Origin of the sequence: Oceanisphaera pacifica (assembly GCF_017498065.1) — a bacterium.
Classification (GTDB): domain Bacteria; phylum Pseudomonadota; class Gammaproteobacteria; order Enterobacterales; family Aeromonadaceae; genus Oceanimonas; species Oceanimonas pacifica.
The window spans coordinates 52,024-64,589 of sequence record NZ_JAGDFX010000003.1 but is presented as its reverse complement, the minus strand read 5'-3'; the positions used below and the strand labels follow the sequence as shown (position 1 = coordinate 64,589).

The following is a 12,566-nucleotide window of genomic DNA, read 5'->3' as shown; positions in this document are numbered from 1 at the left end:
ACATAAAAAATAATAAGGCGACGCTTTATTAAAGGAGTAAAGATCCAGCCGTTCTAAAATTTGAGTGCCCTTCTTATAACCAAATCCGTATTTTTAATTAATAGCCCACGCACTGAATGCAAGATAGCTCAGCGTAACGTCAAATGACTGTCATCAATCCGACACCCAAATGCCATGAACTATCGCTAACCTTAACGGCATAAATATTGAGTTAATGGCGTTTAACTCAGTTTACCCTCGCGCGAGTAAGGATAATCAACATGAGTCAGTTTGAATTAAAGGATGAGCAAAACCACCCTCGACCGGACGTTCCCGAATTTACCCAAATGATAGAGAAACAAGTCAGTCGGCGACGTTTTTTAGGGGGAACGGCTGCCCTAGGTGCTGCCGCTTTTTTTAGTGTGTCGCCTTTGTCTCGTGCTATTGCTGCTGCAACCAGTAGCCCCTTACTCGGTTTTAGTGCGGTGCCAACCAGCACTGCCGATACCTTAGTGGTACCACCTGGGTATACTGCCGAGCGTTTAATTTCGTGGGGAGATCCTTTATTTTCTGGCGTTGCCGAGTTTATTGATGGTGGCAAAAATACGGCCACTGATCAGTTAAAACAGTTTGGTGATAACAACGATGGCATGAGCTTTTTCTCGTTAGATGAAGAAACCGCTATTTTAGTGGTCAATAACGAGTATTGTAACTACGAACTGATGTTTGAGCACCAGGGTCAGAAAATGTCTACCCAAGATGTAGCCAAAGCCCAGGCCGCTCAGGGCGTGTCTGTGCTTACTTTAAAAAATGGCCCCCAAGGTTGGCAGGTAGAAAAAGATGGCCGATATAATCGCCGCGTTCACGCCAACACCCCCATGGCTATTAGTGGCCCCGCTAAAGGTCACCCATTGCTGCATACTCAGGCCGATCCCAACGGCGAGCGCGTATTAGGTACTTTTAATAATTGCGCCAATGGCATGACACCTTGGGGCACCTATTTAACCTGTGAAGAGAACGTACACGGCTACTTTGGCAGCCAGCAATCCGCTCACATCACCCCAGCCCAAGCACGCTACGGCATAGGAACAGAAGACGCGGGTTGGCAATGGCACCTGTTTGATGACAGATTTGATGTCGCAAAAAACCCTAATGAAAGTAATCGCTTTGGCTGGGTGGTCGAAATTGACCCACAAGATCCAACTTCAACCCCCATCAAGCGCACTGCATTAGGGCGTTTTAAACATGAAAATGCCGAGCTCGTTATCGATAAAAGTGGCCATGTAGTTGTGTATTTAGGTGACGACGAGCGCGGGGAGCATATTTATCGCTTTGTGAGTCATAATAAATTTGACCCTAATAATAATGAAGCAAACAAAAATATACTGGATGAAGGCACCTTATATGTCGCACGTTTTAACAGCGCCAGTGGCGGCGAGTTATCTGGCACCGGAGAGTGGCTGCCCCTAATATTAGGTGAGCACGGGATCACACCTGAAAGTGGTTTTAACAGCCAAGCTGAGGTGTTAATTCATGCTCGTCTTGCCGCCACACAAGTGGGTGCCACCACCATGGATAGACCCGAGTGGGTAGCAGCACACCCTACCGAGCCCATAGTTTTTTGTACTCTCACTAATAATAAAAATCGTGGCGTGCTAGATAACCAAGCTATCAACGGCCCTAACCCCAGAGCGAACAATCACTACGGTCAAATTATTCGCTGGCAGCCAAGCCATGGGCATCATACAGACGACACCTTTAACTGGGATCTATTTTTACTTGCCGGTAACCCTACCGTACATCAAGACATATATGCAGGTTCAGAGAATATTAATGCCGATAATATGTTTAACAGCCCCGATGGCATCGGCTTTGATAACGCAGGTCGGCTGTGGATTCAAACAGACGGCAAATACTCTAACCAAGGTGACTTTGCCGGCCAAGGCAATAACCAAATGCTTTGTGCCGACCCAACAACAGGAGAGGTACGGCGCTTTTTAACCGGGCCTATCGCCTGTGAGATCACCGGCCTTGCTTTTACGCCAGACAACAAAACATTATTTGTAGGGGTACAGCACCCAGGAGAAGACTTAGCAGGCTCTCACTTTCCATTTGGAGGTAACCACACTCCTCGCTCTAGCGTTATGATGATCACCAAAGAAGACGGCGGCATTATCGGCAGCTAATAAATAAGATACACCTAACACGAGGCGGTCGTCGTAATCGCTTACGAGCCCAACGATTAATGTCTATTGCTGGTGAGGCCAAGCGGGGGCGCGTGCCCCGTGGCCGCCTCCCCTTACTAGTACAAATGAAAAAGCAGCTTGGTATTAAATATACCAAGCTGCCTCTGATAGAAAACTAGCATTTATTAATGCAAATCAGCCAACTTTACATCTGTCATTGCTAACGCTTGAGCCACGTCATACATTGCTTGATTCAGGATTTTATGCGTTATTTTGTCATCTTCATAACTAATATTTGCATTGATATCAGCCATTACCTGATTATGAATTTTATTAGAAAGCGCCTTATCAAACAGGTACCCACTCCAAAAAACGCCATCCGGTGCCGTACCCGCTTCTACTAAGGTTTTCGCTAACGCCACTCCAGTCAGATCAGCCGGCTCCGGCAAAGTAATGCCCGCATCAGTAACGCGGTTTATTGCATAACCAATTGCTGCATCCATACCACTAATAAAGGTATTTACCTCATCTTCACCATATTGCTTGGTGAGTTTGGCAACTTCACTATTAACCGTCTCTTCACCCAACATAGCCACCAAAGCACTAGCAAAACTAAAATGCTCCGCACCACCCCCAGCTTTAATTAATGCCGCAGTAACGGCCAATGCTGGCTCTCCTGTATAAACGGCACCACCAAACATATTCACTACACCTTGCTCGTGTTGCGCATGAGCTGTTCGCTCTACATCAGCGGCCCATATCGGCCCAGCTGTAAAGACAGCCATCATTATCGCTAAATATAACTTTGTATTTTTCATGGGGTTCTCCTTCTGCTTCAAAAGCGAGAACAGCTGCCATATTATTCAGGCCTAACTATTCCCAAACAAACTAGCTCTGTCATTACATGTGCAGTAACCGCATCACAACGCTTACCCGCAAATTCAAAGGTATCTGTCACTTGGCTTTCTGCTTGTTGTATCAGATCGGTACGCAGCATTGCTCGAGCTCGTGATAAACGCTTTTTAACCGCCGCCTCTGTTATGCCTAAGCAATAAGCGCTATCAACTACAGACATCTCTTCAACAACTCGCAACATAAATACACTGCGATAATTTTCTGGTAAGCGCCGGATGGCCGCCTCTAAAAAAGTCTTCGCTTCTTGCTGGTTAACCGCCGCTTCTGGAGTGTGGCTGTCGCTCATATTGCTCACCGCCTGGCTCTGCTCAGATTGAGGGCTATTAAGTTGAATGACATTCTCATCCAACGACACCTCAGGGCGCTGTCGGCGCTTAATACTGATAGCCTGGTTAATAACAATGCGCGTTAACCAAGTTTTGAGTGATGCCCGCCCTTGATAAGAATCCATATTTTTAAAAGCACTTAAATAAGCCTCTTGCACCGCTTCTTGTGCCCAACCCTCATCCCTTAGCACTCCCCTTGCCGCCCGAAATAGCGATCGATTATGACGACGCACTATTAATTCAAAAGCCGCCCCTTCACCACGCTGTGCCCGTTCAAGTAAGCACACATCTGTGAGTTTAATAAGCGGGACTGGCACTTTATTTTTTGGATAAGACATCGCAGGCTCTCTCATCAACATTTGGGGTTCTTATAAGATTTGACGCAGCAGATGAAAATTGGTGACATTTATTTTAAAATTTACTGCTCTCAACCCTCATTTCAACCGCACACTCTTCCGCCCTTTCATTATCGACACTAGGCAATAAACCCGTAGATTACTTCCACTAACGTAACGTCTATATACAAAACTGAGAAGTGGAGCATTAATATGGCTCACACATAATTCTCGCACCTAGGCCGCACTTCATGCTTAAATACGCATACCAAATGACAATTAAGTGCCGCTCTAACTCTTCATATTGTCTATAGCGATAAAGCGATCCCCCTAAGGTGTACCATGTGGCAGAGAGCGGCAGTAATAGAGGCGATGCATGTTTTTTAATGCGAGTAAAAAAGAAGGCGGCGCAGCTTTCTGATCAATTAAGTCACTCTCAGCAAGAAATACAGCGGTTGATTGCTGAAAAGCAGCAATTAGAGTTGCAGCTAGGTGAGCAAGAAGCTGAGCTGCAGTCTGCTAAAAGTCAGCTGTATTTGGGCCATAAATTAATGTCGGGCTTGGGGCAATTTGGTCACTCACTCTCTGAGCTTAAAGGGTCATTTGCAGAGCTATCGCAAATGCTGGGCACGCGACGTGATGAAGCGCTCACAACCCGTGATGAGTCTGAGCATGTACGTGATGGAATGCATACTTTAGTGGAGCAACTAAACGAAGCTAAATCCCATGTAATGGAGTCGGCGCAGCAGATGAACTCTCTGGAGTCGGACACCCATGGCATTACTGACTTAGTGCATGTAATTGATGGTGTCTCTGATCAAACATCTTTATTAGCGCTGAATGCCAGTATTGAGGCGGCGCGTGCCGGTGAACATGGTCGAGGTTTTAGTGTGGTAGCAACTGAGGTGCGCAGTTTAGCGTCGCGCACCAGTGATGCCACTAAAGAAATTGACTCTGTGATTGCGCGCATTCGTAATCAAACCGTGGCGGTCGCCGGTGTGAGCCGAGAAAATAGTAGCGAGATAGAGGAACTTGCACAAGAAGCAGAAACGGCACGAACCCGCTTATTAACGCTAATTGAGCTGGCTAATGCGTCTTCTGGGGCCTTGGGTAATGCGGCTATGTTGTCGGAAATTGAGTTGGCGAATCTTGAAGAGTTAGAAATTAAGCTTACTGTGTATCAAGTTTTATCGGGCTTATCGACAGTTTCTCTAGACTCGTTGCCCGATGAAACTCAGTGCCGTTTGGGGGAGTGGTATTATCAGGGCAGTGGCCGCGAACATTATGCCAATCAATTAGACTTTGCAGGCATTGAAGAGCCACACCGGTTAGTGCATCTGTATGCTAAAGAGGCGGTACAGGCGCATTATGAGCAACGCAATGACGATGCGTTAGCTGCGTTAACCGCCATGGAAGATAATAATTTGGATGTAATGACAAGATTGCGGCGTTTGATTAACGATAAATAGCGCCGAGCGCCCGGCGCCAAGCACCAAGCTTAAAAAATACGGTTCGCTATACGCCTTACGCCGTGTACAGCTGCATGCTAAACAATCGTGTGTAAGGTCGAATTCATTCGACCGATTTTAAGCCGTGCCATGGTTTTTGTGCGAATAAATTCGCCCCTACGAAAAGCCAGAGCCCCCCTTTGGTCATTGCGAGGAGTGCAACGACGCGGCAATCCATCTAACAAGCAGCCGTACGCTTTACGCTGAGCGCCTGACGAAAAAGCAAAACCGCACTTTTCTTTAATGTAACGCGGTCAGCGTTAGACGTAGCGCTTTCTTACAAATGGATTGCCGCGCTACGCTCGCAAAGACGAAATAAGGGCGCATAACAATATAGTGCAAAGCCTTGACGTCCAACAGAGTATCTACAAAAGATTCAAAACGTACGGCACCAAGCTTAAAAAATACGGTTCGCTATACGCCTTACGCGGTTAGATAAACAAAAACACCGCCATTGTTGGCGGTGTTTTGACGTATGGCGTACAGCGTTGTTTTATAGATTGCGCAGGCTTTGAATGCGCTTTTCTAGCGGTGGGTGACTCATGAACAGCTCGCTGCTGCCGCGGCCGGTAATACCAAAGGCGGCTAATGAGCCTTCTAACTCCGCTTGTGAGCCTTGGCCTAAGCGCTGCAATGCGGCAATCATTTTTTCTTTGCCCACTAAACGTGCAGAGCCTTCGTCAGCACGGTATTCGCGGTAGCGGCTAAACCACATCACGATAATGGACGCCAACATGCCAAACACTAATTCTAGCACCATTACCACACCAAAATAGGCAAGGCCACCTAAGCCACCGCCCTCTTCGTCATCGCGGCTCATGGCGCTGCTAATAATATTGGCAATAATACGGGCAAAGAACATCACAAAGGTGTTTACTACGCCTTGCAGTAAGGTCATGGTCACCATGTCGCCGTTGGCGATGTGGCTTACTTCATGGGCTAATACGGCTTCGGCTTCATCACGACTCATGCTGCTCATTAAGCCACTGGATACCGCCACTAATGAGCTATTGCGGCTAGCACCTGTGGCAAAGGCGTTCATATCGCCTGAATGATAAATGCCCACTTCTGGCATGCCAATGCCGGCTTGCTGTGCCTGACGCGTGACTGTGGTCAGCAACCAGTGCTCTACTTCGTTACGCGGCTGATCAATCACTTGTACATTGTAGGCGCGCTTGGCCATCCACTTTGAAATAAGCAGTGAGATAAAAGAGCCGCCAAAACCAAATATCGCACAAAAAACTAATAAGCCGCCAATGCTATTGCGGTCTATGCCTAGCATTGAAAACACAATGTTCAGCACCACGCCCAGCACCAATACTACGGCCAAGTTGGTTGCAATAAACAACAAAATGCGCTTCATACCTTTCCTTAATTAAAGTGTGTTCAAATGGGGGTTAAACTTGTAGGTAAATAATGCGGCCATTTAGCGCCATTTCAAGGTGTAAATTAACAATAATCTTTAAATAGTAGGTCAATGTCTATGTATTGGTCGACACTGTCAGTGGGCTTACCTTCTAACCAAGGGATCTCACCGAGCAGCGGTGCACTAATACGCTGTTTGAGGGTGTTTACGTTTTCTTGGTAATGACTCATATTCGGATAGACCTGATTAATCACCCAACCAGCAACCGTTAGCCCATCACGCTCGATGGCTTCGAGTGTTAATAATGCATGATTAATACACCCTAACCGCATGCCCACCACCAAGATCACCGGCAGCTGTTCTTTTTTTACCCAGTCAGACAAGTATTCGTGCTCGCTAATAGGTAAGCGCCAGCCCCCGGCTCCTTCTACAAATATCCATTCGGCTTCGTTATCTTTTTGCGCTACTAATCCTTCGCTGAGTTTATCTAGGCTTATGGTCACTCCCGCTTGAGCGGCGGCTATATGGGGGGCAATGGCAGGAGCAAAGGCATAAGGGTTATGATCTTGGTAGTCCAAATCATTGGAGGAGGCTTCTTGTAAAATAAGCGCATCACTATTTTTTAGTTGCCCGTTAATCATTTCACAACCCGACGCCACCGGCTTATAACCTGCAACATATAAGCCTGAGTCTCTTACCGCTTGCATTAACGCCTCGGTAACTAAGGTTTTGCCTACATCGGTGTCGGTTCCTGTTACAAAGAATGTATTAACCATAAATTACTCCATAAGCTAGCTGGTAGGTGGCCAGGCACTGGCCTTGGTTATTAACAGGATAGGCTAAATTGAGCTGCTGCCAGGTGTTTTTTCCCATTAACCCTGCACGTTTTTCTTGCGTTACTTGGTTAGCCCCTATGCCCTTTAGGCTTAGCAAGAGCTCTTTTAAAGTGGCATAGCTCAGTTGTTCAGTATTGGTTTGGCATTGCCAGCGCTTACCAGTGGCAACAAGGTGCTGCTCTAAACGAGCTTGGCTGATAAAGGCATTAATAGGATTAGGCTGACCTTGTTGTTGCCAGCAGTCACTGAGCTCTTTTAAGCTGCCATCCAATAAGGTGGCAAACACTAATACGCCGCCGGGTTTAAGGCATTGGCTCCAGTTGGCAAGCCAATGCGCCGGTGAGTGACTCCATTGCATGCATAAATTAGCAAAAACCCAATCAAGGCTGTGTTCACCCACAGGCGGTGCATCCATGTCACCACAAAAGGCTAAAACATCGGCTTTTTGTTGTGCTTGTTGCAGCATGGCCGGTGATAAGTCCAGCGCTAGCAATTGCTTAGTTTTGGGCTTAAGCATGGGTAAAAACCAACCGCTGCCACAGCCTAAATCTAGCCCACACTCCGGCAGGTTTTGGGCCCCACGGCTTGCTAAATGTTCATTTAGCAAGGCTAATAAGGCGTTGCCCGAGCGGCGTTGTAATTCGTTATGTTGCTCGTAGCTGTGTGCTGCTCGGCCAAAGGCGGAAGCGATTTTTTGCTTGTCTAACCACTTTTTATCTACGAATAAAGAGTGGCTAGACAGAGAAGCTACGGGTAAAGCACTGGTCGATAAACGGCTCATGGCATCACTCTTATTAAAAAATTACAGACTCGAAACTAAAGATTTTTTCGCCACGGAATCCACTGAACCCACAGAAAAATAAAGATGACGGCGAAAAGTGATATTTATGGTTAAGATCTAGACGGTTGGGAGCCCTAAACTGTCAACTTCAAGCGTATCGCTACACGCTATTGGCGGCTTTTTGCAACGCTACCAGCAAGGCATTGATATCCGCTTTGCTGTGGGCGGCACTCAGGGTAATGCGCAGCCGAGCCGATTTTTTAGGTACCGTTGGTGGGCGAATTGCCCCCACCCAAAACCCGCGTTCTCGCAACTGGTTTGCTATCTGCATGCAAGCCTGCTCTTCGCCCACCAATAACGGCTGAATCGCAGTACTAGAAGCCATCAGTGACAGCGGTAAGTTTGCGGCTCCGGCTTTAAATTGCGCAATACGCGCTTGCAGTTGTGCGCGCTTTTCATCAGCGTTTTGCACCAAGTGCACCGCGGCCAAAATAGCCGCGGCTTGCGGCGGCGGTAAATGGGTGCTGTAAACATAGCTGCGCGCATGATTGTGTAAATAATTAATGAGCGCACGACTGCCGCCAATAAAAGCGCCACTTACCCCCAGTGCCTTGCCAAAGGTGCCCATGTGAATGTGTACTTTATCGGCCGCTATACCCTGCTCGCTTAAGGTGCCTCGCCCTTGCTTACCCAACACGCCTAGGCCGTGGGCATCGTCGATCATTAGCCAGTTATTACTTTGCTCGGCAAGTTGGCTTAAGCTTCGCCAATCACCCTGATCGCCATCCATACTAAACACCCCTTCTGAGATAATTAATCCCGATTGCGGCTTAAGCTGTTTGGCTAACATGCGCATATTATTATGAGCAAAGCGCTGTTGTCGTGCCGGGCTTAACATGCCCGCTTCTTGCAATGAGGCATGATTAAGCTTGTCTTGCCAAAGGGTGTGCCCTTTAGTAAGCAGCGCTTTAATTAATGCTTGGTTAGCCGAAAAGCCGGAGCTAAACAGCATTACGGCCTCAACCCCTAGCCAATCGGCAACGGCAGTTTCCAGCTCGCGATGAATCGCCTGATGGCCCACCACTAAGGGAGACGCCACTGCGCCCACGCCAAACTGCTGCGCGGCATTGGCCGTGGCGCTAATCAGCTCGGGCGCTTGGCTTAAGCCTAAATAGTCATTACCGGCAAAGTTAAGATAAGTCTTACCTTGACTAACCAACTGGCAGCCGTTTACCTGATCAATAGCGGGCAACCAACGGCGCAACCCCGCCGCTTCCCGATCGGCAAGGCAAAGATTAAAAGGCATATGTTTATCACCTTACTTTTAAAGAGATTGTCGGTGATAACAGCTATCAGCGGTAAGCTTTCAGCTATCAGAAAAACCAACAATGGTAGAGTAAAAACTTAAGAGCGAACGAACTTACCCAATACTCAATTTTGCTCTGCTCTAAGCTTGTTACTTATATAGGCTCTGTGTATGCCGTAGCTTTTTCTTAGCCGATCGCTGACGGCTTAGCGCTTACCGCTGTGTCTTAAGCTTCATAATACCAAGCGGGCTCGGCTTGGGCGGCGAGTTGTTCGTGTAATTCAATTTCGGTCATTTCATCGGGCTTTTGGCTAATGCCTGAATCTTGATTTAAACCGCTGGGACGAATGCCTAAGCGCTTAAATAACTGCATGTCGCTGTTTTCATCTGGGTTGGGGGTGGTGAGCAGCTTGCAACCATAAAAGATGGAGTTAGCGCCGGCCATAAAGCACATGGCTTGCATTTGGTCGTTCATTTTTTCGCGACCTGCAGATAAACGCACATGACTTTGCGGCATTAAAATGCGCGCCACGGCTATGGTGCGAATAAAATCAAAGTCATCTAAATCAGCTTGATTTTCCATGGGCGTGCCTTTGACTTTTACCAGCATATTAATGGGCACACTTTCGGGCTGGCGTGGCAAGTTGGCCAATGCTTGCAATAAACCGGCGCGATCATCCATGCTCTCGCCTAAGCCGACAATGCCGCCGGCGCACACTTTCATGCCGGAGTTGCGCACATTTTCTAGGGTATTTAAGCGATCAGCATAAGTACGAGTGGTAATAATATCGCCGTAAAACTCGGGGCTGGTATCTAGATTGTGATTGTAATAGTCCAACCCAGCATCAGCTAAACGGGTAGCTTGTTGATCGTTGAGCATGCCGAGCGTCATGCAGGTTTCAAGGCCTAAGGATTTGACCTCTTGCACCATTTTTTCTAGGTACGGCATATCTCGCTCTTTAGGATTACGCCACGCCGCGCCCATGCAAAAGCGGCTAGAGCCATTGGCTTTGGCTTCTTTGGCGCGCTCTATCACCTTTTCCATTTCCATTAACCGCTCGGTTTCAAGGCCTGTGCTATAGCGGGCACTTTGCGGGCAATATTTGCAGTCTTCTGGGCAGGCACCGGTTTTAATGGACAACAGTGTGCTGACTTGCACTTCATTGGCATCAAAGTGGGCGCGGTGCACTTGCTGAGCTTCAAACAATAAGTCAAAAAACGGACGATCAAATAATGCGAGCACATGCTCACGGCTAACGGGCTCACGGCGCGATGATTCTGAGGGTAAGGGAGACTGGCTCATTAGGTTGCAGGTATCCTTGTATCACTTTTGCGGTAAAGACGAGAGGTATTAGGTTGGCTAGTGTAAGGCGCAATGCTAACCTGTCAACCATAAATAAACACCAAGGTTTACCATAGGTTATATTATGTACACCCCAACCTCTAGCACACCGCTTAGCGCTTCTTTTACTAATAGCGAGTTCGACTTACACCACCTCTGGCACCCCTACACTTCGCTAACTCGTCCTCTACCTTGCTATAAAGTAGAACGCGCTGAAGGGGTATATTTATACTTAGCAGATGGCACCGCCTTAGTGGATGGCATGTCATCTTGGTGGGCCTGCTTGCATGGCTATAATGTGCCTAAACTAAATGCGGCGGTAAATGAGCAAGTTAGCAAAATGTCTCATGTGATGTTTGGCGGTTTAACCCACGATCCGGCCATTGATTTATGCCGCGCCTTAACCGAGATTTTACCCAACGGATTAGATCGCTTTTTTATTGCAGATTCAGGCTCGGTGTCGGTAGAAGTGGCGCTAAAAATGGCCATTCAGTATTGGCATGGCAAAGGCACCCCCAAAACGGTATTTGCCGCACTCAATAAGGGCTATCACGGAGACACTTTTGGTGCCATGAGCGTGTGCGATCCTAATGGCGGCATGCACAGCTTATATCAAGGATTTTTGCCGGAGCATGTGTTTATAGAAAGCCCACGCAGCCGCTTTGGTGATGAGTGGGACCCCGCTGATTTAGCACCGCTGGAGGCCTTATTGGCCAAGCGCCATCACGAGTTAGCCGCATTAGTGCTAGAGCCGATAGTGCAAGGCGCCGGAGGCATGTGTTTTTATCATCCCGAATACCTTAAAGGCGCACGGGCATTATGCAGCCAGTATGAGGTGCTGTTGATTGTAGATGAGATTGCCACCGGCTTTGGCCGCACTGGTAAGTTATTTGCCTGCGAATGGGCCGATATTACGCCCGATATTATGTGTATTGGTAAGGCGCTTACCGGCGGTTATATGACGATGGCGGCCACCATTACCACTGAGCATGTGGCCAATACTATTTGTAATGGCCCAGCGGGAGTATTAATGCACGGCCCTACTTTTATGGCCAATCCGCTCGCTTGTGCGGTGGCAAAAGCCAGTTTAGAGTTACTACTAAGCTCCCCTTGGCAGACGCGTATTGCGGCCATAGAGCAACAGTTAACACATGAATTAGCGCCAGCACTTGAGCTCTCCAGTGTGGCAGATGTGCGAGTGCTGGGAGGGATCGGCGTAATTGAGCTGCATCAGCCGCTGGATGTAGCAAAAGTACAGGCCAAATTAGTGGAATTAGGGGTATGGATACGGCCTTTTGGTAAGTTGTTATATATTATGCCGCCCTATGTTATTGAAGCGGCACAATTAAGCCAGCTGACCAAAGCCATGATTACTATATGTGGGGAAGCTTTCAGCCATCAGCCGTAAGCTGTCAGCCATCAGGAGAAACAAGCCAACCGTCTTTGCGAGCGTAGCGCGCTGTTTAACTGACCGCTGATAGCTGACGGCTAACAGCTCCCTTGCTTTAAACATAAAAGCGAGATACCGGAGCAAGTCCGGTATAACAGCGAGCAGGCTCCGTTTTTAGCCGTCATCCTGAACTCGCTTCAGGATCTCGGTTGGTCTTTAACTGACAGCTCCCTTGCTTTAAACATAAAAGCGGGATACCGGAGCAAGTCCGGTATGACAGCAAGCAGGCTCCGTTT

10 protein-coding genes are annotated in these 12,566 nt (G+C 47.8%); 3 read left to right on the top strand and 7 right to left on the bottom strand.

All coding sequences use genetic code 11. From position 1 onward, the window contains the following. Nucleotides 1-260: 260 nt before the first annotated feature. Nucleotides 261-2,165: a PhoX family protein gene (locus J3U76_RS03010; RefSeq protein ID WP_208004263.1), complete on the top strand. Its 1,905-nt coding sequence runs from the start codon at nucleotides 261-263 to the stop codon at nucleotides 2,163-2,165. A gap of 185 nt (nucleotides 2,166-2,350) precedes the next feature. Here J3U76_RS03010 and J3U76_RS03005 read toward each other — a convergent pair whose 3' ends face one another. Both J3U76_RS03005 and J3U76_RS03000 read right to left on the bottom strand, forming a co-directional pair. Further along, nucleotides 2,351-2,983, bottom strand: coding sequence for a hypothetical protein (locus J3U76_RS03005; protein ID WP_208004261.1), 633 nt, complete (start codon nucleotides 2,981-2,983; stop codon nucleotides 2,351-2,353). A gap of 41 nt (nucleotides 2,984-3,024) precedes the next feature. Continuing rightward, nucleotides 3,025-3,744 (bottom strand): RNA polymerase sigma factor, encoded by a 720-nt coding sequence (locus J3U76_RS03000; protein ID WP_208004259.1) that lies wholly within the window; start codon nucleotides 3,742-3,744, stop codon nucleotides 3,025-3,027. 341 nt (nucleotides 3,745-4,085) lie between these two features. Between J3U76_RS03000 and J3U76_RS14395 the strand changes: the two genes are divergently transcribed. Then, on the top strand, nucleotides 4,086-5,210 hold the full coding sequence (locus J3U76_RS14395) for a methyl-accepting chemotaxis protein (protein WP_208004257.1): 1,125 nt from the start codon (nucleotides 4,086-4,088) through the stop codon (nucleotides 5,208-5,210). A 532-nt stretch (nucleotides 5,211-5,742) separates the two neighbouring features. Here the strand turns inward: J3U76_RS14395 and htpX are convergent. From htpX to bioB, 5 genes are all read right to left on the bottom strand, one after another. Beyond that, nucleotides 5,743-6,612, bottom strand: coding sequence for a protease HtpX (gene htpX, locus J3U76_RS02990; RefSeq protein ID WP_208004252.1), 870 nt, complete (start codon nucleotides 6,610-6,612; stop codon nucleotides 5,743-5,745). Between the two features lie 86 nt (nucleotides 6,613-6,698). After that, nucleotides 6,699-7,391 (bottom strand): dethiobiotin synthase, encoded by a 693-nt coding sequence (gene bioD / locus J3U76_RS02985; RefSeq protein ID WP_208004250.1) that lies wholly within the window; start codon nucleotides 7,389-7,391, stop codon nucleotides 6,699-6,701. Further along, nucleotides 7,384-8,232, bottom strand: a complete 849-nt coding sequence (gene bioC / locus J3U76_RS02980) for a malonyl-ACP O-methyltransferase BioC (protein WP_208004248.1) — start codon at nucleotides 8,230-8,232, stop codon at nucleotides 7,384-7,386. The genes bioD and bioC overlap by 8 nt, the downstream gene beginning before the upstream one ends. 160 nt (nucleotides 8,233-8,392) lie before the next feature. Next, entirely contained in the window at nucleotides 8,393-9,538 is a 1,146-nt protein-coding gene (gene bioF / locus J3U76_RS02975) for an 8-amino-7-oxononanoate synthase (RefSeq protein WP_208004243.1), read from the bottom strand. Nucleotides 9,539-9,764: 226 nt separating this feature from the next. Beyond that, nucleotides 9,765-10,841 carry a biotin synthase BioB gene (bioB, locus tag J3U76_RS02970; RefSeq protein ID WP_208004235.1) on the bottom strand — a complete coding sequence of 359 codons (1,077 nt, stop codon included), beginning with the start codon at nucleotides 10,839-10,841 and terminating at the stop codon, nucleotides 9,765-9,767. A 124-nt stretch (nucleotides 10,842-10,965) separates the two neighbouring features. Between bioB and bioA the strand changes: the two genes are divergently transcribed. Then, complete coding sequence (bioA, locus tag J3U76_RS02965; protein WP_208004228.1) at nucleotides 10,966-12,288, top strand: adenosylmethionine--8-amino-7-oxononanoate transaminase; 1,323 nt, start codon at nucleotides 10,966-10,968, stop codon at nucleotides 12,286-12,288. Nucleotides 12,289-12,566: the final 278 nt, after the last annotated feature.